The organism is Sinomonas atrocyanea, from assembly GCF_030812675.1.
Classification (GTDB): domain Bacteria; phylum Actinomycetota; class Actinomycetes; order Actinomycetales; family Micrococcaceae; genus Sinomonas; species Sinomonas atrocyanea_B.
This window is the reverse complement of sequence record NZ_JAUSTE010000001.1, coordinates 36,172-57,231: the sequence shown is the minus strand read 5'-3', so window position 1 is coordinate 57,231 and position 21,060 is coordinate 36,172. Positions and strand designations below refer to the sequence as shown.

Annotated in this window: 20 protein-coding genes; 16 read left to right on the top strand and 4 right to left on the bottom strand. The window is 73.9% G+C overall.

Translation table 11 applies throughout. The features are described from left to right. The first annotated feature begins 18 nt into the window (after nucleotides 1-18). Genes J2W20_RS00275 through J2W20_RS00265 form a run of 3 tightly spaced genes read left to right on the top strand, consistent with a single transcriptional unit; the run spans nucleotide 19 to nucleotide 2,947 of the window. Nucleotides 19-777, top strand: coding sequence for a lysophospholipid acyltransferase family protein (locus tag J2W20_RS00275; protein WP_373457951.1), 759 nt, complete (start codon nucleotides 19-21; stop codon nucleotides 775-777). Between the two features lie 50 nt (nucleotides 778-827). After that, nucleotides 828-1,826 (top strand): NAD(P)H-dependent glycerol-3-phosphate dehydrogenase, encoded by a 999-nt coding sequence (locus J2W20_RS00270; protein ID WP_373457950.1) that lies wholly within the window; start codon nucleotides 828-830, stop codon nucleotides 1,824-1,826. Nucleotides 1,827-1,828: 2 nt separating this feature from the next. Continuing rightward, nucleotides 1,829-2,947, top strand: a complete 1,119-nt coding sequence (locus tag J2W20_RS00265; RefSeq protein ID WP_307003572.1) for a D-alanine--D-alanine ligase family protein — start codon at nucleotides 1,829-1,831, stop codon at nucleotides 2,945-2,947. Between the two features lie 13 nt (nucleotides 2,948-2,960). On the opposite strand, the gene J2W20_RS00260 is transcribed toward J2W20_RS00265, so the two are convergent. Continuing rightward, on the bottom strand, nucleotides 2,961-3,524 hold the full coding sequence (locus tag J2W20_RS00260; RefSeq protein ID WP_307003570.1) for a DUF3515 family protein: 564 nt from the start codon (nucleotides 3,522-3,524) through the stop codon (nucleotides 2,961-2,963). A gap of 80 nt (nucleotides 3,525-3,604) precedes the next feature. Here J2W20_RS00260 and J2W20_RS00255 point away from each other — a divergent pair, with 80 nt between their 5' ends. The 6 genes from J2W20_RS00255 (at nucleotide 3,605) to J2W20_RS00230 (ending at nucleotide 9,288) form a co-directional block, all read left to right on the top strand. Further along, nucleotides 3,605-4,624: a thiamine-phosphate kinase gene (locus tag J2W20_RS00255; RefSeq protein WP_307003568.1), complete on the top strand. Its 1,020-nt coding sequence runs from the start codon at nucleotides 3,605-3,607 to the stop codon at nucleotides 4,622-4,624. 22 nt (nucleotides 4,625-4,646) lie between these two features. Next, nucleotides 4,647-5,639, top strand: a complete 993-nt coding sequence (locus J2W20_RS00250; protein ID WP_307004678.1) for a DAK2 domain-containing protein — start codon at nucleotides 4,647-4,649, stop codon at nucleotides 5,637-5,639. After that, a complete protein-coding gene (locus J2W20_RS00245; protein WP_307003566.1) occupies nucleotides 5,629-7,854 on the top strand; it encodes an ATP-dependent DNA helicase RecG in 2,226 nt (741 codons plus the stop codon). The genes J2W20_RS00250 and J2W20_RS00245 overlap by 11 nt, the downstream gene beginning before the upstream one ends. Before the next feature lie 18 nt (nucleotides 7,855-7,872). Next, a complete protein-coding gene (gene rsmD, locus J2W20_RS00240) occupies nucleotides 7,873-8,487 on the top strand; it encodes a 16S rRNA (guanine(966)-N(2))-methyltransferase RsmD (protein ID WP_307003564.1) in 615 nt (204 codons plus the stop codon). After that, nucleotides 8,484-8,936, top strand: a complete 453-nt coding sequence (locus J2W20_RS00235) for a hypothetical protein (protein ID WP_307003562.1) — start codon at nucleotides 8,484-8,486, stop codon at nucleotides 8,934-8,936. Before rsmD ends, J2W20_RS00235 begins: the two co-directional genes overlap by 4 nt. A 154-nt stretch (nucleotides 8,937-9,090) precedes the next feature. Further along, a complete protein-coding gene (locus tag J2W20_RS00230) occupies nucleotides 9,091-9,288 on the top strand; it encodes a hypothetical protein (protein ID WP_066498309.1) in 198 nt (65 codons plus the stop codon). 3 nt (nucleotides 9,289-9,291) lie between these two features. On the opposite strand, the gene J2W20_RS00225 is transcribed toward J2W20_RS00230, so the two are convergent. After that, nucleotides 9,292-10,074 (bottom strand): spermidine synthase, encoded by a 783-nt coding sequence (locus tag J2W20_RS00225; RefSeq protein WP_307003561.1) that lies wholly within the window; start codon nucleotides 10,072-10,074, stop codon nucleotides 9,292-9,294. Then, nucleotides 10,071-11,300 (bottom strand): aminotransferase class I/II-fold pyridoxal phosphate-dependent enzyme, encoded by a 1,230-nt coding sequence (locus tag J2W20_RS00220; RefSeq protein ID WP_307003559.1) that lies wholly within the window; start codon nucleotides 11,298-11,300, stop codon nucleotides 10,071-10,073. Before J2W20_RS00220 ends, J2W20_RS00225 begins: the two co-directional genes overlap by 4 nt. Nucleotides 11,301-11,379: 79 nt before the next feature. Between J2W20_RS00220 and coaD the strand changes: the two genes are divergently transcribed. The 7 genes from coaD (at nucleotide 11,380) to ftsY (ending at nucleotide 19,487) form a co-directional block, all read left to right on the top strand. Further along, a complete protein-coding gene (gene coaD, locus J2W20_RS00215; RefSeq protein ID WP_307003557.1) occupies nucleotides 11,380-11,862 on the top strand; it encodes a pantetheine-phosphate adenylyltransferase in 483 nt (160 codons plus the stop codon). A 162-nt stretch (nucleotides 11,863-12,024) separates the two neighbouring features. After that, the gene (locus tag J2W20_RS00210) at nucleotides 12,025-12,555 is read left to right on the top strand and encodes a YceD family protein (protein ID WP_307003555.1); all 531 of its coding nucleotides are present in this window, start codon (nucleotides 12,025-12,027) and stop codon (nucleotides 12,553-12,555) included. Nucleotides 12,556-12,586: 31 nt separating this feature from the next. Continuing rightward, a complete protein-coding gene (gene rpmF, locus J2W20_RS00205) occupies nucleotides 12,587-12,790 on the top strand; it encodes a 50S ribosomal protein L32 (RefSeq protein ID WP_066498296.1) in 204 nt (67 codons plus the stop codon). A gap of 18 nt (nucleotides 12,791-12,808) precedes the next feature. Continuing rightward, nucleotides 12,809-13,510 (top strand): ribonuclease III, encoded by a 702-nt coding sequence (rnc, locus tag J2W20_RS00200; protein ID WP_307003553.1) that lies wholly within the window; start codon nucleotides 12,809-12,811, stop codon nucleotides 13,508-13,510. 6 nt (nucleotides 13,511-13,516) lie between these two features. Beyond that, nucleotides 13,517-14,470: a bifunctional DNA-formamidopyrimidine glycosylase/DNA-(apurinic or apyrimidinic site) lyase gene (mutM, locus tag J2W20_RS00195; RefSeq protein ID WP_307003551.1), complete on the top strand. Its 954-nt coding sequence runs from the start codon at nucleotides 13,517-13,519 to the stop codon at nucleotides 14,468-14,470. A gap of 94 nt (nucleotides 14,471-14,564) precedes the next feature. Next, nucleotides 14,565-18,197, top strand: a complete 3,633-nt coding sequence (smc, locus tag J2W20_RS00190; protein ID WP_307003549.1) for a chromosome segregation protein SMC — start codon at nucleotides 14,565-14,567, stop codon at nucleotides 18,195-18,197. A gap of 69 nt (nucleotides 18,198-18,266) precedes the next feature. Continuing rightward, nucleotides 18,267-19,487 (top strand): signal recognition particle-docking protein FtsY, encoded by a 1,221-nt coding sequence (gene ftsY, locus J2W20_RS00185; RefSeq protein WP_307003547.1) that lies wholly within the window; start codon nucleotides 18,267-18,269, stop codon nucleotides 19,485-19,487. A 210-nt stretch (nucleotides 19,488-19,697) separates the two neighbouring features. Here ftsY and J2W20_RS00180 read toward each other — a convergent pair whose 3' ends face one another. Next, complete coding sequence (locus J2W20_RS00180) at nucleotides 19,698-20,948, bottom strand: MFS transporter (RefSeq protein WP_307003546.1); 1,251 nt, start codon at nucleotides 20,946-20,948, stop codon at nucleotides 19,698-19,700. Nucleotides 20,949-21,060 lie beyond the last annotated feature (112 nt).

The following is a 21,060-nucleotide window of genomic DNA, read 5'->3' as shown; positions in this document are numbered from 1 at the left end:
CGCGCGCCGAAGACGGCCCTGAGGGAGAGCGCCGGGGAGAGGGTCGCGTTCGCGATCGCCGGCGCCGTGGTCCGGCCCCTCCTGAACATGCTGATGCGCAAGGAGTGGCGCGGCACGGAGAAGCTCGCGGGGTTCCCAGGCCGCGGGGGCTTCATCGCGTGCGTGAACCACTGCACCGAGATCGACCCCCTCACCGTTGGCCACATGCTCTACAACCAGGGACGCCCGCCGCACTTCTTGGCCAAGGCCGGCCTGTTCAAGCCGCCGCTGCTGGGCCAGATCATGCGGGGCACCAAGCAGATCCCCGTTGACCGCGGCGGGACCGGCGCCGGCACCTCGCTCGAGGTGGCCCGCGAGGTCATCGACGAGGGCGGGGCGATCATCGTCTACCCCGAGGGCACGCTCACCCGCGACCCCGCGCTCTGGCCCATGAAGGGCCACACCGGCGCCGCCCGCCTGGCCCTCAAGACCGGCGCTCCCGTGGTCCCGATCGCCCATTGGGGGGACCACGAGCTGTTCCCGCGCTACGCCAAGCGGCTCTATCCCTTCCCGCGCAAGAAGGCGGTGGTCCTCGTCGGGGACCCGGTGGACCTGTCCGACCTCATCGGCCGTCCGCTGGACAAGACGACACTCGTCGAGGCGACCGAGCGGATCATGGACGCGATCACGGCGCTGCTGGCCCAGCTGCGCGGCGAGCAGCCCCCGGCCGAGCGGTGGGACCCGGCCCAGCACCAGCAGTCCCTCCACGGGCGCGACGTCGAGCGCGGCGGGGCCTGAGGGTGGCCGCTGAGCCTCAGGCCCGCGGGCCGCTCGAGCGCATCGCCGTCATGGGCGCAGGGAGCTGGGGGACCACCTTCGCCAAGGTCCTGGGCGACGCGGCGGCGAACCACGGCAGCCCGCGGTCGATCCGGCTGTGGGGCCGCAACCCCGAGGTGGTCGCCGACGTGGCCCGCCACCGCAACGCCCGCTACCTGGGCGACATCGAGCTGCCTGCCGCCATCACGGCCACCCTCGACCCGTCCGAGGCGCTCGAGGGGGCGCAGCTCGTGGTCCTGGCGGTCCCCGCGCAGTCCCTGCGCGCCCAGCTCACGGCGTGGAGCGCGCACGTGCCGCGCGACGCCGTCGTGCTCTCCCTCATGAAGGGGCTCGAACTCGGGACGGACAAGCGGATGAGCGAGGTCATCGCCGAGGTCACGTCGCTTCCCCCCGAGCAGATCGCCGTGCTCTCGGGCCCCAACCTCGCCATGGAGATCGCCCGGTCCCAGCCCACCGGCGCCGTCGTCGCGTGCACCGACCACGCCACCGCCCAGTGGATCGCCGAGTCCTGCACGGCGCCGTACTTCCGCCCCTACATGAGCACCGACGTGACCGGCGCGGAGATCGGCGGCATCGTCAAGAACGTGATCGCCCTCGCCGTCGGCATCTGCGAGGGCAAGGAGATGGGCGACAACACGAAGGCCACCGTCATCACCCGCGGCCTGGCAGAGACCACCCGGCTCGCCGTGGCGCTCGGGGCGGACCTCACCACCATGGCCGGGCTCGCCGGACTCGGCGACCTCGTGGCCACCTGCTCATCCAAGCTCTCGCGCAACCACACCGCCGGGCGGCTCCTGGGGCAGGGCCTCGACACCGAGGCCGTGGGCGCCCGCATGACCCAGGTCGCCGAGGGGATCAAGTCGGCCCCGGCCGTCCTGGAGCTCGCGCAGCGCCATGGGGTGGACATGCCCATCACCGCCGCGGTCGTGGCCGTCCTGCGGGGCGAGCTGCCGGTGGAGAAGCTCGAACCGCTGCTGCTGGCGCGGCAGCTCAAGTCAGAAGGCGACTAAGCGTGACAGAGACCAGCAAGACCCGCGTTGCCCTCCTCTTCGGCGGCCGCTCGAGCGAGCACGCCGTGAGCTGCGTGACCGCCGCGGGCGTCATGGGCGCCATTGACCCCGACAAGTACGAGGTGGTGCCCGTCGGCATCACCCGGGCGGGACAGTGGGTCCTCTCCCAGAGCGACTGGCACCAGTGGGCGCTCGATGCGGGCACACCGCCCGAGGTCGAGGCCAGCGGGGCCACCGTCCGGCTCGCCGAGAACGACGGCGCAGCCAGGCTCGTGGTGAGCGAGCCCGGCCAGGTGCCGCGCGAGCTCGGCGACGTGGACGTCGTCTTCCCGCTCCTGCACGGCGCCTTCGGCGAGGACGGCACCATCCAGGGCCTCCTCGAGCTCGCCGACGTCCGGTACGTGGGCGCCGGCGTCCTCGCCTCCGCCGTCGGGATGGACAAGCACTTCATGAAGGTCGCCTTCGCGGCGGCGGGGCTCGCCGTCGGCCCCTACACCACGGTGACCGACAAGCAGTGGCGCCGGGACCCGCAGGGGGTGCGCGACGCCGTCGACCGCCTCGGCTACCCCGTCTTCGTCAAGCCGTGCCGGGCCGGCTCCTCCGTGGGCATCTCCAAGGTGGACCGTCCGGAGGATCTCGACGCCGCGATCGCCGAGGCGCGCCGGCACGACCTGCGCCTCGTGATCGAGGCCGCGATCGTGGGCCGCGAAATCGAGTGCGGGGTGCTCGAGGGCCGCGGCTGCGACGCGCCCCGCACGTCGCTCCCGGGAGAGATCGTGGTCCAGGGCGGCGCGCACACGTTCTACGACTTCGCCGCGAAGTACGTCGAGAACGACGCGGCCTCGCTCTCGTGCCCGGCCGACCTGCCGCCGGAGGCGATCGAGCAGGTCCGCGGGCTCGCCGCGACCGCGTTCGACGCCGTCTCCGCCGAGGGGCTCAGCCGCGTCGACTTCTTCTACACGCCCGAGGGCGAGTTCGTCATCAACGAGATCAACACCATGCCCGGGTTCACGCCGATCAGCATGTATCCGGCGATGTGGGCCGCGACCGGCCTGGGCTACCGGGAGCTGATCGACGAGCTCATCCAGCTCGCCCTCGAGCGCCCCACCGGCCTGCGGTAGCGGGCGAGCGGACTCAGCCGTTCGCCGGCAGCGTGGCCAGGTCCTCCTGGCCCACGCAGTGGCGGGTGGCCGGGACCTTCGCCACGGCCGGGGACAGGCTGGCCAGGACGGTCGCGGAGCTGGCCCGGCCCGTATCCAGCAGCAGCTCCGTGGCGGGCTGGCGCCCGAACGTGGTGAGCGTGTAGGTCCCCCCGTCGCCCGGCCCGGGCGCGCTCCCGCTCGCGGTGGGCGACGGCGCTCCCGCACTCGCGGCAGAGTCCTGCCTGATCACCCAGTCGACGCCGTTGACGCTCACGCACCGGTCCGTGGTCGGCCCCGGCGAGGGGACGCCGCAGCGGAGCACGACGGCGGCCGGGTCGCCCCACGCCGCCGTGGCCTGGCTCGTCGTGGTCCGCAGCTTGGCGTCGCCGATGGTGTCCGGGAGGGCCAGCATGAGCGGTGCGCACGCGGGATCGGCCGCATCCGCGGCGGGCTGCACGGAGACCGGGGCTGAGCATCCGGCCAGCGCTGCGACGAGGCCCAGGAGGACCACCGGGATGCCGTACCGGGCTGCGCGGGCGTGGCTTCGTGCGGACATGCTTCTCCATCCGGGGGGCCGAGGGGGTGCCTCCAGACTACCGCCGCCGACGGCGCCGCCTGCGCCGATAGGCTGGGACCGTGACGGATTCCCAGCGTCTGGCGGCGCGTGTGCGCGAGGTGAGCGAGCGCGAGCTGCTCGAGCGGATCTTCCCCCGGCTGGCGGTGCTCGGATCGCCGATCCTCGGCCCGGGCGACGACGCCGCGGTGCTCGCGGCCCCCGACGGGCGGGTCGTGGTGAGCACGGACACCCAGACCGAGGGACAGGACTTCCGGCTCGCCTGGCCCGACGGGTACCGCACCACCGGCGCGGACGTCGGCTGGAAGGCCGCGGCGCAGAACCTCAGCGACATCAACGCCATGGGAGCGGTCGCCACCGGCATGGTGGTGAGCCTGACCCTTCCCGCGGAGACCGAGGTGGCCTGGGTCGAGGGCCTCGCGGACGGCCTCGTCGAGGCCATCACCGGGCTGGAGGCCGGCGGCTGCACGGTGGCCGGAGGCGACCTCGGCCTCGGCGGCGAACTCTCGGTGACCGTCACGGTCCTCGGCAGCCTCGAGGGCCGGGCGCCCGTGCTCCGCTCCGGGGCCCGGCCCGGCGACGTCGTGGCCGTGGCGGGACGGCTCGGCACCGCCGCCGCCGGACTCGCCCTGCTCGAGCACGGCCCCCGGTACGCCGAGCTCGGCGGGGAGGCGCGCGGCGTCATCCGTTCCTTCTGCCGCCCGCGACCGCCCCTCGCGGCCGGACCCTCCGCCGCGCGCGCCGGCGCCACCGCGCTCATGGACCTCTCCGACGGCCTGCTCAAGGACGGGGACCGTCTGGGGCGGGCGAGCGGCGTCGTGCTCGACCTCGACGCCTCCGTGCTCGCGGCGCACGCCGCGCTCCTGGCCGGACCCGCGGCGGACCTCGGGGCGGATCCCCTCCGCTGGGTCCTGGGCGGCGGAGAGGACCACGGCCTCCTCGCGACGTTCCCGCCGTCCTCACAGCTGCCTGAGGGATTCACTGCGATAGGCTCGGTGGTGCCTCCGGCCGGCGGGCCGGGTGGGGTGGCCATCGGCGGGCGCCCCGCGGAACCGAGCGGATGGGACCACTTTGCACGCTAAGATCGCCTCGAACGCCGCTGCGATGCGGCGGTGGCTCGCCGACGCGGAGACCGCCCTCGCCAACCACAGCGACCGGCTCAACGCGATCAACATCTTCCCCGTGGCCGACGGCGACACCGGCACGAACCTCTACCACACCGTCCGCGCCGCCTCCACGGCCGCGGCGGCGACCGAGGGCACGGACCTCGGCCTGCTCCTCGGCGCCGCGGGCCAGGCCGCCATGGAGGAGGCCTGGGGAAACTCCGGCACCCTCTTCGCCGTCTTCCTCGACGCCTTCGCCGCCTCGCTCGCGGGACACACGAGGCTCAGCGCGCCCCTCTTGGCGCGCGCCCTGCACCGCGCCCAGATCCGGGCGTGGTCCGCGCTGAGCGAGCCGGTCGGCGGCACGATGCTCAGCGTGCTCGAGGCCGCGGCCGGCGGCGCCGCCGCCGCTGCCGGCGCCGGAGCCCACGAGGACAGCAACCTCGCCCTCGCGGCGGCGCTCGACGGCGCGGTCGAGGCGGCGCTCGGCGCCGTGGTCGAGACCGAGGCCCAGCTGGGCGTCCTGACCAACGCCCGCGTGGTCGATGCCGGGGGAGTGGGCCTGCTCCTCGTCCTCGCCGCGCTGCGCACCACCGTCCTGGGCGAGGGCATCCCGGAGGATACCCTCGAGACGCTCCACGGCTTCCGGGTCCAGGACCCCCACATCCACGGCGCCCAGCCCGAGGCGGTCGGCGTCGAGATCATGTGCACGATCCAGCTCAGCCCGCTCGACGCCGCCGTCCTGCGCCAGCGGCTGGACGAGATCGGCGAGTCGGTGATCATGAGCCCCGTCGGCGCGTTCGACGACGAGGCGGGCCTGTGCCGCTGGCGCGTGCACGTCCACGTGGCGGACCCCGAGGCCGCCGTCGGCCTCATCCGCGAGATCGGCGAGCCCGAGCGGGTCGCGTTCACGGAGCTCCGCTCACAGGGTCCCGGCGCCGGGGCGGAGGACGCGGCCGGACAGGTCGCCGAGGACAGCCGCCGTGGCCACTGAGCGCGGCCGGGACCTCACCCGGCTCGTCGGGGGCGCCTCGGCGAAGAAGCTCAAGGACCACCTCGGCCTCGCCACGGCCGGTGACCTGCTCGACTACTTCCCGCGGCGCTACGCCGAGCGCGGCGAGCTGACCAGCATCGCCGGGCTGCCGCTCGACTCCGACGTGACCCTGCTGGCGCGCGTGGTGAAGGCCACGAGCCGGAAGATGGCCACGCGCAAGGGCACGATCACCGACGTCGTGGTGACGGACGGCGTCGAGGGCGCCCTCGACACGATCAGCCTGACGTTCTTCAACAGCTTCGCTGCCTCGCGGCAACTCAGGCCCGGGACGGTGGCCATGTTCTCCGGGCGCGTCGGCTCCTACCGGGGACGCCTCCAGCTGACCAACCCCGACTATGTCCTGCTCGACGGCGAGGCCGAGGACGGCGCGAGCGCCGAGGAACTGGCCGGCAAGCCCATTCCGGTCTACCCCGCCACGGCCAAGCTGCCGAGCTGGCGGATCGCCCAGGCCGTCGCGACGGTCCTCGGGCAGGTCGACCTCGAGAGCCTCGAGGACCCGCTCCCGCAGCAGCTGCGCGCCAAGCACCGCCTGCCCGGGATCGCCGAGGCCTACCGGATGATCCACGTCCCCGCCACCGCCGAGGAGTGGGCCGCCGCCCGGCGGAGGTTCCAGTACGAGGAAGCCCTCGTGCTCCAGACCGCGCTCGCGCGGCGCAAGGCCCAGCACGCAGAGCTCCCGTCGAGGCCGAGTCCCGCGCGCAGGGGCGGCCTGCTCGACGCGTTCGACGCCGGGCTGCCGTTCACGCTCACCCAAGGGCAGCGGGAGGTCGGGGAGGTGCTCGCGCGCGAGCTGTCCGCCGCGCACCCGATGAACCGGCTCCTGCAGGGCGAGGTCGGTTCCGGCAAGACCGTCGTGGCCCTGCGGGCCATGCTCCAGGTTGTCGACGACGGCGGCCAGGCCGCGCTCCTGGCCCCGACCGAGGTGCTCGCCGCGCAGCACTACGAGTCGATCCGCCGCACGCTCGGACCGCTTGCGCGGGATGGCATCCTCGGATCGGCCGACGGCGTCGAGGTGGTCCTGCTCACCGGGGGCCAGAGCGGTGCCGAGCGCAAGAGGTCCCTCCTCGCCGCGGCCAGCGGCGAGGCCGGGATCGTGGTGGGCACCCACGCCCTGCTCTCCGAGCACGTGCAGTTCGCCGACCTCGGCCTCGTCGTGGTGGACGAGCAGCACCGTTTCGGCGTCGAGCAGCGGGACGCCCTGCGTGCCAAGAGCCTCGCCACCCCGCACCTGCTCGTCATGACGGCGACCCCCATCCCGCGGACCGTGGCCATGACCGTGTTCGGCGACCTCGAGACCTCGATGCTGCGCGAACTGCCCGCCGGCCGCTCGCCGATCGCGACCCATGTGGTGGGCCTCGCCGAGAACCCGTCGTGGGAGCGGCGCATCTGGGCGCGCGCCCGCGAGGAGATCGACGCGGGACGCCAGGTCTACGTGGTCTGCCCGACCATCGGGGAGTCGGGAGAGGACGAGGGCGACCTGGAGGCGCTCGACGAGGCGACCTGGGGAGGGAGCGCGCTCGGACCGCCCGAGGAACGCAGCCCCGCGGCCTCCGTCTCGGCCACTCTGGAGCAGCTGGCCGGGGAGTCTGCCCTCGGCGGCACCCGGATCGCCGCCCTCCACGGCCGGCTCGACGGCGCCGAGAAGGCCGCAGCGATGGAGGGCTTCGCCGCGGGGGCCACCGACCTGCTCGTCGCGACCACCGTGATCGAGGTCGGGGTCGACGTCCCGAACGCGACCCTCATGGTGATCCTCGACGCGGACCGCTTCGGCATCGCCCAGCTGCACCAGCTGCGCGGGCGCGTGGGCCGCGGCGGACACGCCGGGACGTGCCTCCTCGTGACCTCGCTCGAGCCCGGGCACCCGAGCCGGGCACGGCTCGACGCCGTCGCCGCGAGCACGGACGGGTTCGTCCTGGCCCAGAAGGACCTCGAGCACCGCCGGGAGGGCGACATCCTGGGGGCGTCCCAGTCCGGGCGCCGCTCGACCCTGCGGCTCCTGCGCGTCCTGCGGGACGCCGACGTCATCGAGCGGGCCCGCGCGGACGCCCTCGGCATCGTGGCCGAGGACCCGGGGCTCGAGGCGCACCCCGCGCTGAAGACCGCCATCGACGCCTACCTGGAACCGGAGAAGGAGGTGTTCCTCGAGCGTGGCTGAGACGACTCGGGCCGCCCGATGAGCAGGATCATCGCCGGCATCATCGGCGGCACGCCCCTGGCCTCGGTGCCGGGATCGGCGACCCGCCCCACGACCGACCGCGTCAAGGAGGCGCTCTTCTCGCGCCTCGACGCGCTGGGCATGGTCTCGCGGGCCCGCGTCCTCGACCTCTACGCCGGCTCCGGCGCCCTCGGGGTGGAGGCCGTGAGCCGAGGGGCCTCCACCGCCGAGCTCGTCGAGGCGGACGCCAAGGCCGTGGGCGTGTGCCAGCGCAACGCTCGGCTCGTCAACGATGCCGTGGGCCGCCGCGCCGTCACCGTGCACCGGGGCAAGGTGGGATCCTTCCTCGATGCGACCGGGCCCGGCCGGCACTGGGACCTCGTCTTCATGGACCCGCCGTATCCGCTCGGGGAGGACCAGCTCGCGCGCGTCCTCGAGGCGCTCGCGCCCCACCTGGCCGAGGACGCCCTCGTCGTCGTCGAACGGTCCTCCCGCTCGCCCGAGCCCGACTGGCCGCACGGGCTGGAGCACTTCGGGGAACGCAAGTACGGGGAGACGCGCCTGTGGTTCGCGGAGCCGGTGGCCGACGGGGCGGCGGCACCGTCAGGGTCCCCGGAGGCCGTGTCGCCATGAGTGCCCAGCTCGCGGTCGCCCAGCTCGCCGCCACCCTGCCCGCGCCCGTGCCCGGCGCCGACGTCGCCGCCGCCGTGCCGCAGTGGTGGGAGATCGTCGCCGCGCTGGCCCCCGTGGGCACGCTCGCGGCAGCGCTCGTTGCGGCCGTCGTCGGGCTCGGCACCATCCGCCAGCGCTCCTACTCGGACCGCCGCGCCGAGTTCTGGCGGCGGACCGAGTGGGCCCTCGAGGCGTCGACGTCCCAGGACCCGCAGCTCGCGGCCATGGGCACCATGGTCCTGGCGAGCCTCGCCAAGAGCGACCTCATCGCCAGTGACGAGGAGCTGCAGCTGCTCGATGCCGTGTGGATCGACCCGATCGCGGAGGCCGAGGAGGCGGGCCTCGACGAGGAGCTCGGCGACGGCGAGGACGACGGTTCCGAACACGAGCGGGGCCCCGACCGGCCCTAGGCGGCCCCGGACCGGTTGACGGCCGCGGCGGGCCCGTGGGGGGGCCGTGGACGGTCGGGGCCTGCTGAGGCGATACTGGAAGGGAGCCTGCGGCGCAGGCCCTGCCCTGCGGGCCCTCCGCGGCGGGGACGGCCAGGCACGAGAAGGAGGAGCCGTGAGCAAGCACGAGGCGCTTCCCGGCGAGGACACGGGGCGGCACACCGGCGAGAAGGCCGGCGAGCGGCGTCCGGGCGCCTCGGACCGCCGGGTCCAGATTGCCGCGGCCAAGCTCCGCGTCGTCCTCGACGAACGGCTCAACCGGCCGACCCCCGAGTGGGTCAAGCGCCTCGCCGAGCAGAAGCTCGCGAGCTGACGGTCAGCCCGCGAGCGGGTCGAGGTCGACCCCGCGGACCAGGCGCGTCGGGTGCGGCCCGGCGGCGGGCAGCTGGGCCGTCCACGATTCCGGCCACGGGCCCCGGAGCCCGATCGCAACGATGTTGCCCGGGAATCTGGCCGTGAACATCTCCGGCTCGGCCAGGGCTGCGACTTCCCCGAACACCGACCGCAGGGCCGCCAGCTGCGAGCGCACGAGGGTCAGCGGAGGATCATCGCCGATATTGACCAGGAGCGCGCCGGCCGGGGCGAGGAGCTCCGCCGCCTCGGCATAGAAGCCGGGCTCCGCGAGGTGCCCCGGTGCCTCGGGCCCGGAGAAGATGTCCAGCACGATCACGTCGAACGGCCCCCGTGCGGCGGCCTCCGGAAGCTGCCACCGGGCATCGCCCAGATGGATGCTCAGATCGGTCCCGGGTGCAAGGGGGAGGCGCTCGAGCACGAAGTCGAGCAGCTCGCGCTCCAGCTCGACCGCGGCCTGGACCGATCCCGGCCGGGTCGCCGCGATGTACCTGGCGAGGGTGAGCGCGCCGGCGCCCAGATGCAGGGCCCGGACCGGCGCTCCGGCCGGGGCGATGGCGTCGACCACGTTCGCGATGCGGCGCAGGTAGGCATAGAAGACGTGGCCCGGGCGCGCGAGGTCCACGTGGGACTGCTCCGCGCCGCCGATCGAGAGCACGTACGCCCCCGGCACGAGGGGGTCCGGCTCCACGGAAGCGTGCGCGCCGATGCCGCGGAGGTACCGGCCCGGGCCGGGGCCGGCCGTCATACGAGCTCCGCGAGCCGCGAGAGCCGGCTGGCGGCCTCCTGCAGGAGCGGCTCCTTCTTGCAGAAGGCGAAGCGCAGGAGCGTCCGGGTGCGCTCGGCGCCCTCGGGATGGCAGAAGACGGAGACCGGAATGGCGGCGACCCCCACCAGCTCAGGGAGCCGGCGCGCGAGGTCCACCGCGCTGTCGAACCCGAGTCCCGCCGCGTCCGCCGTGATGAAGTACGTGCCCTCGGGGCGGAAGACCTCCAGGCCGGCCGCCTCCAGGCCTGCGGCGAGGATGTCCCGCTTGGCGCTCAGCGCCGCGGCGATTCCTTCGAAGAAGCTGTCCGGGTAGCCCAGGCCGAGGGCCACCGCCTCCTGGAACGGCGTCCCGGAGCTGTAGGTGAGGAACTGCTTGATCGTGCGGACGCGCGCCACGAGCTCCTCGGGTCCGGTGACCCAGCCCACCTTCCAGCCGGTGAAGGAGAACGTCTTCCCGGCCGATGAGATCGTCAGGGTGCGCTCTGCCGCGCCCGGGAGGGACGCCACCGGCACATGGCGGGGCCCGAAGACGAGGTGCTCGTAGACCTCGTCGGTGACGATCACGGCGTCGTGCTCCGCCGCGAGCGCGACGATCCGGGCCAGCACGTCGCGGCCGAACACGGCGCCGGTGGGGTTGTGCGGGTTGTTCACCACGACGACCCGTGTCCGGGGGCCGAAGGCGGCCTCGAGCTCGGCCGGGTCGGGCTGGAACGAGGGCGCGCCGAGCGGGACGGTGACGTGCTCGGCGCCGGCGAAGCCGATCATGGCCCCGTACGAGTCGTAGAACGGCTCGAAGGTGACGACCTCGTCGCCCGGGCCGGCGAGCGCGAGGACGGCGGCCGCGATGCCCTCCGTGGCGCCGGTGGTGACGATGACCTCGCGCCAGGGGTCGAGCCCGATCCCGTAGAAGCGCGCCTGATGCGCCGCGACCGCCTCGCGCAGCCGCGGGATGCCCTGCCCGGGGGCGTACTGGTTCGCGCCCGAGAGGATCGCAGACCGGGCGGCCTCCGCCATCTCGGCCGGGCCGTCCTCGTCGGGGAAGCCCTGGCCCAGGTTGATCGCGCCGTGCCGGACGGCGAGGCCCGTCATCTCCTCGAAGATCGTCACACCGAGCCTGCCGTCGGCGCCGAGGAGGTTCGCCCCGGCCGCCGTGCGCTGCCACGCCGAGGCGTGCTGTCCTGCTGGTCCCTGCCCTGCGGAAGTCACCTGCCCATGCTATCGGCGCGGGCCACGCCGGTGGCTGCGCGCAGGCGGCGGGGGAGGGGGCATGCAGTATGTTGGCGCTATGCGACGCGCGGTGTGCCCTGGCTCCTTCGACCCCATCCACAACGGGCATCTCGAGGTCATCGCCAGGGCCGCGAACCTCTTCGACGAGGTCATCGTCGCGGTGTCGACCAATTACGCCAAGAAGTACCGCTTCGCCCTCGAGGAGCGCCTCACCATGGCGCGCCGGACCCTTGGGGCCATCAGCGGGATCCTCGTCGAGCCGATGGGCGAGGGCCTCCTCGCCGACTTCTGCCGGGAACGGGGAGCGAGCGCCATCGTGAAGGGGCTCCGCTCGTCGTCCGACTTCGACTACGAGCTGCCGATGGCCATCATGAACCGGCAGCTCACCGGGGTCGAGACCGTGTTCCTGCCCGCCGAGGCCCACTACGTCCATCTGTCCTCGACCCTCGTCAAGGAAGTCCACGACCTGGGGGGGAACGTCGCGGACTACGTGCCGCGATCGGTGCTCGCGCGGCTCGCCGAGACCCGGCCGCAGCACTGAGGATGCCGCGGGAGCGGCTAGAATGAACGGGCACCGCACGCTGGACACTGTCCCGGTGCGCGGCGGCACTGCTCGTTTTGGGCCTCGATGCCGCAGCGGCTAGGATAGTGTGTCGGTCTATGTTCTACAGGAGTTCTCATTAAGCGGGAAGCACGTTCGCCTTTGATGTTCGACGTCAAGGACCTCGGGCGCAGCCCGGGGAGTATGCGGACCCTTGAGGAGCATGTACCCGCGCCGGGTGAACTCGGCGTGGCGCTCATCGGCGTCAGGGAAGGATCCCCCGTGGACCTGGACCTGACCTTCGAGTCAGTGCACGAGGGGATCCTGGTCTCGGGGACCGCGCACGTCACGGTAACGGGCGAGTGCGGCCGCTGCCTGGATCCCATCGAGTACGGACTCGACGCCGAGGTGCAAGAGCTTTTCTTCTTCGAGGCCCTTGGGCTCTCGGACGGAGAAGACGATGAAGAGCAACGTCGAGTCGAGCACGATTCCATCGATCTTGAGCCGGTGTTGCGGGACGCAGTGGTACCGCTGCTGCCGTTCCAGCCGGTGTGCCGGGAAGACTGCGAGGGCCTGTGCTCCGAATGCGGAGTGCGTCTCGCGGACGAGCCGGGGCACCACCATGAGGTCGTCGACCCCCGGTGGGCTGCCTTGGCAGATCTGGCGAAGCCAGACCGGCACGACGATGAGTAAGTGTTGGCACTAAGAGAGAAATGAGTTAGCCGTGGCTGTTCCCAAGCGGAAGATGTCTCGCTCGAATACCCGCGCCCGCCGCTCGCAGTGGAAGGCCTCCGTCCCCACGCTGGTCAAGACCGTTGAGAACGGCCGCGTGACGTACAGCCTCCCCCACCAGGCCAAGGTCGTCACCGACTCGGCCGGGACCGAGCTGTTCCTCGAGTACAAGGGCCGCAAGGTCGCCGACGTCTGATCCGGCGGAATCTCGCGCATGAGCCCTCATGACGAGCTTTTGAAGCGTCTCGGCGTCGACATCGACGCCGAGACGCTTCGTCTTGCCCTCACACACCGTTCGTTCGCGTACGAGAACGGCGGCATTCCGACCAACGAGCGCCTCGAGTTCCTCGGCGACTCGGTCCTCGGCTTCTCCGTCACGGAGCACCTCTACAGGGAGTACCCCGACCTGAGCGAGGGCGACCTCGCGAAGCGGCGTGCCGCCGTCGTGAGCACCCGTGCCCTCGCCTCGATTGCCCGGCGCCTCGGCGTGGGGGAGTTCATCTACCTGGGTCAGGGCGAGAAGGTCACCGGCGGGAAGAACAAGTCCTCGATCCTCGCGGACACGATGGAGGCCCTCATCGGGGCGACCTACATCTCCAACGGGCTCGAGCCGGCGCGCCGCTTCGTCGTCGGCCTCATCGAGCCGCTGCTCGCGGACGCCGCTGTGCTCGGGGCGGGGACCGACTGGAAGACCCACATCCAGGAGCTCGCCGCGAGCCGGCAGCTCGGTCCGATCCACTACGCCGTAATCGGGGACGGCCCGGACCACGCGCGCACGTACACGGCCACGCTCCTCATCGGCGGCACCGAGTACGGGACCGGAACGGGGAACTCCAAGAAGGAAGCCGAGCAGCAGTCGGCGGCGAACGCCTGGAAGGTCCTCGGGACCGATTCCGCCGCCTCCGCGCAGGCCTGAGGCGCAATGCCCGAACTGCCCGAAGTCGAGGTGGTGCGCCGCGGCCTCGCCTCCTGGGTGGCGGGGCGGACCGTCGGGGCGGTGGACGTGGTGGACGCCCGCTCGGTGCGGCGCCACGCGCTCGGCGCCGAGGACTTCCGCGGCCAGCTCGAGGGAGCCCGGGTGGTCGACGCCGTCCGTCGCGGCAAGTACCTCTGGCTCCCGCTGTCGGACCCCGCCGCGCCGGACTCCGGCACGGCGCCGCACACCGCCCTCCTCGCGCACCTGGGCATGAGCGGCCAGCTGCTCGTCGAGGAGCCCGACGCGCCCGACGAGAAGCACCTCAAGGTCCGGCTCACCCTCAGCGACGTCCCCGGCATGCCCCGTGAGCTGCGCTTCGTGGACCAGCGGATCTTCGGCGGCCTCGCCGTGGTGCCCCTCGTGGCGACGCACGACGGCGGGCCCGGCGGCCGCGGCGGCTCCGACCTCGCGCTCATCCCGGGGGAGGCCGCGCACATCGGGCGCGACCCGCTCGATCCGCTGTTCGACCCCGAGGCGTTCCACCGGCGCCTGCGGGCGCGGCGCACGGGCATCAAGCGGGCCCTCCTGGACCAACGCCTCGTGTCCGGGATCGGGAACATCTACGCCGACGAGGCCCTCTGGAGCGCGCGCCTGCACTACGCCCGGCCGACCGACACGCTCCGCCGGCCCGAGACGGACCGGCTCGTGCACGCCGTCCGGGACGTCATGGGCCGGGCCCTCGTGGCCGGCGGCACCAGCTTCGACTCGCTCTACGTCAACGTCAACGGGGCCTCGGGCTACTTCTCCCGCTCGCTGGACGCCTACGGCCGGGCCGGGCGCGCGTGCCGGCGGTGCGCGGCGGCGGGGGAGAGCGGCGTGATCGTCCGGGAACCGTTCATGAACCGCTCCTCCTACCGCTGCACGCGCTGCCAGCCGGTTCCGCGCAACGCCCGCTGGTAGGCCCGGTTCCGTCGGTGCCCGGTGGCACAATGACGGACAACCGCCCCCGCCCGCCACTGCCGTCCCGGCCAGCCCAGAGGAGACCCGCAGTCCCTTGCACCTCAAGACCCTGACGATCCGAGGCTTCAAGTCGTTCGCCTCGGCCACGACGTTCGAGTTCGAGCCCGGCGTGACGGCCGTCGTCGGGCCCAACGGCTCGGGCAAGTCGAACGTCGTCGACGCCCTGGCCTGGGTCATGGGGGAGCAGGGCGCCAAGACCCTGCGCGGCGGCAAGATGGAGGACGTCATCTTCGCCGGCACGGCAGGGCGCCCCCCGCTGGGCAGGGCGCACGTCTCCCTCACGATCGACAACGCCGACGGCGCGCTCCCCATCGAGTACGCCGAGGTGACGATCTCGCGGACGCTCTTCCGCTCGGGCGGGTCCGAGTACGCGATCAACGGCAGCCAGTGCCGGCTGCTCGACATCCAGGAGCTCCTCTCAGACTCGGGGCTCGGGCGTGAGATGCACGTGATCGTCGGGCAGGGCCAGCTCGACCGGGTCCTGCACGCGACCCCCGAGGACCGGCGCGGGTTCATCGAGGAGGCCGCCGGCATCCTCAAGCACCGCCGGCGCAAGGAACGCACCGTCCGCAAGCTCGAGGCAATGCAGGCCAACCTCTCCCGGCTCGGCGACCTCACCGCGGAGCTGCGGCGGCAGCTCGGCCCGCTGGGCCGGCAGGCGCAGGTCGCGCGCCGCGCGCAGACTATCCAGGCCGACGTCCGCGACGCGCGCGCACGCCTCCTCGCGGACGACATCGCCACGCTGCGCGCCGCAATGGAGCAGGAGGAGGCGGACCAGGGGGCGCTCGACGCCCGGCGCGCCGCGGCGCAGGGCGAGCTCGACGCCGGGCGCCGCGCCCAGGCGGACGTCGAGCGGTCCGCGGCCGCGGCCACCCCGCACGTGAACGCCGCGCGCGACACGTGGTACAGGCTCTCCCAGAGCCGGGAGCGGCTCCGGGCCCTCGCGTCGCTCGCGGACGAGCGCCGGCGCCTGCTGGGGTCCTCTGAGCCCCCGGTCCGGGGCCGCGACCCGGAGGCCCTCGAACGGCAGGCACGCCAGCTCCGAACCGAGCTCGAGGCCGTCACGGACGGCGTCGAGATCCGGGTAGAGGCCCTCGCCGATGCAGAGGACGCGCGCGCGGCGGCCGAGGAGGCAGCCTCCGCGGAGGACCGCCGCCACACCGCACTCCTGCGCGCCCAGGCCGACCGGCGCGAGGGCCTCGCCCGGCTCGCGGGCCAGGTCGCGGCGGCCCGCAGCCGCGTCGAGTCCGCCGAGGGCGAGGTCGGGCGCCTCCGCGACACGCTGGCCGGAGCCGCCGAGCGGCAGCGCTCCGCGGCCGCCGAGTACACGGCCCTCGAGTCGCAGATCGCCGGGGTCGAGGCCGGCGAGGAGGACCTCGACACGGCCTACGAGGAGGCCGCCGCAGAGCTCGAGGAGGCAGAGGCGGAGCGCGAGTCCCTCCTCGAGCGCCGGCGGCGCGCCGCAGCGGACCGGCAGGCCCAGGAGGCGCGGATCGAGGCGCTCCTGACGGGCTTCAAGGACCGCGACGCCACGGCGTCCGTCGCAGCCTCCGCCGCCGGGGTGCTCGGCCGGGTGGCGGACCTGGTCCGCGTCGAACCGGGGTACGAGGCCGCCGTCGCGGCTGTCCTCGGGCCCTTCGCCGAGGGCCTCGCGATGGCGGGGACGGCCGCGGCGGCGGGAGCCCTCGGCGGTCTCAAGGCGGACGACGCCGGCCAGGCGGCCCTGCTCGTCGGCTCGCCCGAGGGCCCCGCGTACCCGGAACCGCGGATCGGCGACGAGATGCGTACCCGAGACGGGGAATCTGGGGCGAGATCCGTACCCGCGCTGCCGCAGGGCGCCCGGTGGCTCGCGGACGTCGCCGAGCCTGAGCCGCCCGTGGCCGCAGCCGTCTTCCGCCTGCTGCGGGACGCCGCGGCCGTTCCGACGCTCGAGGCGGCCGTCGCGCTCGTCGCCGAGCACCCGCAGCTCGCCGCCGCCACGCAGGACGGCGATGTGGTCACCGCCGCGGGACTGCTCGGCGGCTCTGCCGGAGCTCCCTCGACGATCGAGCTGCAGGGACTCCTCGACGCCGCCCGGGACCGCCTTGCGGCCGCCCAGGCGGAGCACGAGCGGTGCGGCTTCGCCCTGGCCGGCGCGCAGGAGCGCGAGCGTGAGGCCCGCGGGCGCGCGGAGGCGGCCCTTGCCGCGCTGCACGACTCGGACGCGCGCTTCGCCGCGGTGGCCGAGAAGCTCGCGGCCCTGGGCACCCAGCTGCGCGGCGCCGAGGCCGAGGAGCAGCGCCAGCGCGCCGCCCTCGAGGCAGCGCGCACCCAGCTCGAGGCAGAGCAGGTCTCGCTCGAGGCGGCGGCCGAGCGGCTCGAGCTCGCCGAGGAGGCGCCGGACGCCGAGGAGCCGGATTCCTCCGACCGCGACCGGCTCCAAGCCGAGGCCGCCGCCGCCCGGGCCCGCGAGCTCGAGGCCCGGCTCGCCCTCCGCGCGGCCGAGGAGCAGCACCGCACGCTCGAGGCGCGCGCCCAGTCCCTCGAGCGCGCCGCGGAATCGGAGCGGCGCGCCGCCGAGGAGGCCCGCCGCCGGGCCGAGCGCCGCGCCCGCGAGGCCGCACGCGCCGGCGCCGTCGCGGCCGCCGCCCGCGAGGGCCTGTCCCGGCTCGACGGAGCCGTCGACCGCGCCGCCGGCGAGCGTGATGCCGCCGAGGAGCGGCGCGCCGAGCTGGACGAGCGCCTCGGCGCCCTGCGCCGCCGCAACGACGAGCTCGCCCGCGAACTCGCCGACCTCAATGACGCCGTGCACCGTGACGAGCTCGCGCGCGCCGAGCAGCGCCTCCGGCTCGAGGCGCTCGAGGAACGCGTCGTGGACGAGCTGGGCATGGCCGCGGAGGAGCTCGTGCGCGACTTCGGCCCGCACCGGCCCGTCCCGGTGCCACCCGAGGAGGGCGGGGACAAGTGGGCCGCGCTCCGCATGGAGGTCGACGACGAGGGCAACCCCCTCCAGGACGGCGTGCCGTTCGTCCGTGCCGAGCAGGAGAAGCGGCTGAGGAAGGCCGAGCGGGACCTCGCCGCGCTCGGCAAGGTCAACCCGCTCGCCCTCGAGGAGTTCGCGGCCCTCGAGGAGCGCCACCGCTTCCTCGCGACCCAGCTCGAGGACCTGCAGAAGAGCCGCAAGGACCTCCTCCAGATCATCGCCGAGGTGGACGAGCGCGTGCAGCGGGTGTTCGCCGAGGCCTTCGCCGACACCGCGGTCCAGTTCGAGCGCGTCTTCGGCCGGCTCTTCCCCGGCGGTGAGGGCCGGCTCGTGCTCACCGACCCCGAGGACCTCCTCACCACCGGGATCGAGGTCGAGGCGCGCCCCGCGGGCAAGAAGATCAAGCGGCTCTCGCTCCTCTCCGGCGGGGAGCGCTCGCTCACCGCCGTGGCGCTCCTCGTGGCGATCTTCAAGGCCCGCCCGTCGCCCTTCTACGTCATGGACGAGGTCGAGGCCGCGCTCGACGACACGAACCTCGGCCGGCTCATCACGATCTTCGAGGAGCTGCGGGAGTCGAGCCAGCTCATCGTCATCACGCACCAGAAGCGCACCATGGAGGTCGCGGACGCGCTCTACGGCGTCTCGATGCGCGGCGACGGGGTCTCGACGGTGATCAGCCAGAAGCTCGACCGCGTCGAGGCCTAGGCGCCCGGGCGCCGGGGCGGCGCCGCGGCCGCCACAGGCGGTGGGCCGCCCTGTGAGAAGCTAGGAACCGTGACAGACCTTTCCGCCCTGCTGCCCGTCATCATCATCGTCGCGATCGTGATCCTCGTCGTCGCCGGGGTCGTCATCGGCCTCGTGAGCGGCCGCCGGAAGAAGATCACCTACACCGGCCCCCGAGACGCCAACGACCAGGTCATCGCCCCGCCCCGGCCCGGCACCTCCGAGGGCGAGGAGGCCCCGCCCGGGGGAGTCGGCACTCTGCCCGCACCGGCCGAGCCCGAGGGAGCGGCGCCCACCGAGGACGTCCTCGACGAGGCGGTCATCGAACGCGTCCCGACCGAGACGCCCGCTCCGGTGGCCGGCCGGCTCCAGCGCCTGCGCGAGCGGCTCGTCAAGAGCAACAACCTCTTCGGCAAGGGACTGCTCGCCCTGCTCTCGAGCGACAGCATCGACGAGAACGTGTGGGACGAGGTCGAGGAGACCCTCCTGCTCGCCGACATCGGCACCGAGCCGAGCCTCGAGCTCGTCGACACGCTCCGCGACCGCGTGAAGGTCATGGGCACCCGCAGCCCCGAGCACGTCAAGGCCATGCTCCGGGAGGAGCTCGTCAAGCTCGTCGACCCCTCCATGGACCGCTCGCTCAAGGTCGCCCGCGCCGACGGCAAGCCCGCCGTCGTGCTGGTGGTCGGCGTCAACGGGGTGGGCAAGACCACCACGGTGGGCAAGCTCGCCCGCGTCCTCGTGGCCGAGGACAAGGACGTCCTGCTGGGCGCCGCGGACACCTTCCGGGCCGCCGCGGCCCAGCAGCTGGCCACGTGGGGCGCCCGCGTCGGCGTGCCCACGGTGACCTCCGACGTCGAGGGGGCAGACCCCGCGTCGGTGGCGTTCGAGGCGGTCAAGGCCGGCATCGAGCAGGAGGTCGACGTCGTCATGGTCGACACCGCCGGGCGGCTGCAGAACAAGGTCGGGCTCATGGACGAGCTCGGCAAGGTCAAGCGCGTCATCGAGAAGCAGGCCGAGGTGGACGAGGTCCTCCTCGTCCTCGACGCCACCACCGGGCAGAACGGCCTGAACCAGGCCAAGGTGTTCGGCGAGGTCGTCGACATCACCGGGATCGTGCTGACCAAGCTCGACGGCACCGCGAAGGGCGGCATCGTCGTCGCGATCCAGAAGCAGCTCGGCGTGCCCGTCAAGCTCGTGGGCCTCGGCGAGGGCCCGGACGACCTCGCGCCGTTCGACGCCGAGGGCTTCGTGGACGCCATCCTCGCCTGACCCTCCCCGCCCACTCGCCCCGCCCATCCAGCACCGTTTCCGGTACGCATCTCGTCGCGGTTCTCCCGTTCCGGGTACGCATCTCGTCGCCTCTGCGGCGTTGCGGGTACAGCGGACAGGCAGGTGCAGCGGATACACGACGGCGCCCGCCTCCTTCCCGGGGGCGGGCGCCGTCGCGCGTCGGGCGGGAAGGCAGGCGGCAGGGCAGCCTCAGGGGGCGTCGGGGCGCTCCGCCGCCAGGTCCTCCGGGTCTGCCTCCGAGGCCCCGGCCGCTGGCGCGCTGGCCGGCGTGCGCGTGGCCCACAGCGGCACCGCGGCGAGGAGGCACGCCCCGGAGACGGCGAACGCCCACCCGTACCCGAGGCCGTCCGCGAGTGCGCCCGCGGCCAGCGGGCCGAGGATGCTGCCCACGTCGGAGGCCATCTGGAACACGGCCAGCGGCCGCCCGCCGCTGCGGCCGGAGCCGATGGTGTCCGCCACCGTCGCCTGCAGCGACGGGCCGAGGAACCCCGCTCCGAAGCCGGCGGCGACGGACAGCGCGAGGAACACCGGCTCGGAGCCGCTCACGCCGAGGAACGCCGTCGGGAGCGCGGTGCCCACGAGGCCCACGATGGCCACGGGACGCCGGCCCCAGCGGTCCACGAGCCGCCCGGTGAAGCTCAGGGCCGCCGCGGTCCCCCCGGCGTACAGGGCCAGGGCGAGCCCGGCTGCCTGGGGCCCGGCACCGAGGGCCGCTGTGGCGAACAGGGGCACGAGGGCCATCCGGATCCCCAGCGCGGCCCAGCCGTTGGCGAAGTTCGAGCCCACGGCCGCCCGATAGGGCGCGTGGGCGAGGGCCTCCGCGAGCAGGAGCTGCGGCCGGGCCCCGGCCCCCGTGCGGGCGGGTGCGGCGGACCGCCGCCCGAGGAACGTGTGGACCACGGCTGCGGCGACCACGAGCGCCCCCGCGTAGACGAGGAACGGCACGCGCAGGCCGAAGGCCGCCAGGAGCCCGCCGATCACCGGCCCGGCGATATTGCCGAGGAGGAACGAGGCGGCGTAGAGGCCGCTGACCCGCCCCCGCGCATCCGGCGGGGCGAGGCGCACGATCAGGCCGGAGGCAGAGATCGTGAACATCGTGGACCCGATGCCGCCCAGCCCCCGCACGGCCAGCAGCGTCCAGTAGTCGGGGGCGAACGCGCACGCCGCGCTGGAGGCGGCGACGAGGAGCAGGCCCGTGACGTACACGGGCCGTTCGCCGAGCCGGTCGACCAGGGACCCGGCCGCGGGCGCGAGGACGAGCCGGGCGAGCGCGAACGCGCTCACGATCACGGAGGCCGCCGTGGCCCCCACGCCGAAGCTCGTGGCCAGCTGCGGCAGGACGGGGGCCACGAGACCGAAGCCGACGGCGATGACGAACGCGGCGGCGACGAGGACCCAGACGTCGCGGGGCACCGGCGTCCGCGGGGAGGTGCGGGGCATGGGACCACCTTAGCGACGGCGGTACGACGGCGGCACGGCGGCCGAGGCGCGGGGGTACCGCGGCGCTGCCGCGCGGGGCGGGGGACGGGCGAAACATCGTCGAAACGCGTGC

Excerpts from the sequence above, each read along its gene's own strand:
- J2W20_RS00270 (WP_373457950.1), top strand. The coding sequence starts at position 828 with ATGGGCGCAGGGAGCTGGGGGACCACCTTCGCCAAGGTCCTGGGCGAC.
- J2W20_RS00260 (WP_307003570.1), bottom strand. The coding sequence starts at position 3,524 with ATGTCCGCACGAAGCCACGCCCGCGCAGCCCGGTACGGCATCCCGGTG.
- J2W20_RS00250 (WP_307004678.1), top strand. The coding sequence starts at position 4,647 with ATGCGGCGGTGGCTCGCCGACGCGGAGACCGCCCTCGCCAACCACAGC.
- rsmD (WP_307003564.1), top strand. The coding sequence starts at position 7,873 with ATGAGCAGGATCATCGCCGGCATCATCGGCGGCACGCCCCTGGCCTCG.
- J2W20_RS00235 (WP_307003562.1), top strand. The coding sequence starts at position 8,484 with ATGAGTGCCCAGCTCGCGGTCGCCCAGCTCGCCGCCACCCTGCCCGCG.
- J2W20_RS00225 (WP_307003561.1), bottom strand. The coding sequence starts at position 10,074 with ATGACGGCCGGCCCCGGCCCGGGCCGGTACCTCCGCGGCATCGGCGCG.
- coaD (WP_307003557.1), top strand. The coding sequence starts at position 11,380 with ATGCGACGCGCGGTGTGCCCTGGCTCCTTCGACCCCATCCACAACGGG.
- rnc (WP_307003553.1), top strand. The coding sequence starts at position 12,809 with ATGAGCCCTCATGACGAGCTTTTGAAGCGTCTCGGCGTCGACATCGAC.
- mutM (WP_307003551.1), top strand. The coding sequence starts at position 13,517 with ATGCCCGAACTGCCCGAAGTCGAGGTGGTGCGCCGCGGCCTCGCCTCC.
- J2W20_RS00180 (WP_307003546.1), bottom strand. The coding sequence starts at position 20,948 with ATGCCCCGCACCTCCCCGCGGACGCCGGTGCCCCGCGACGTCTGGGTC.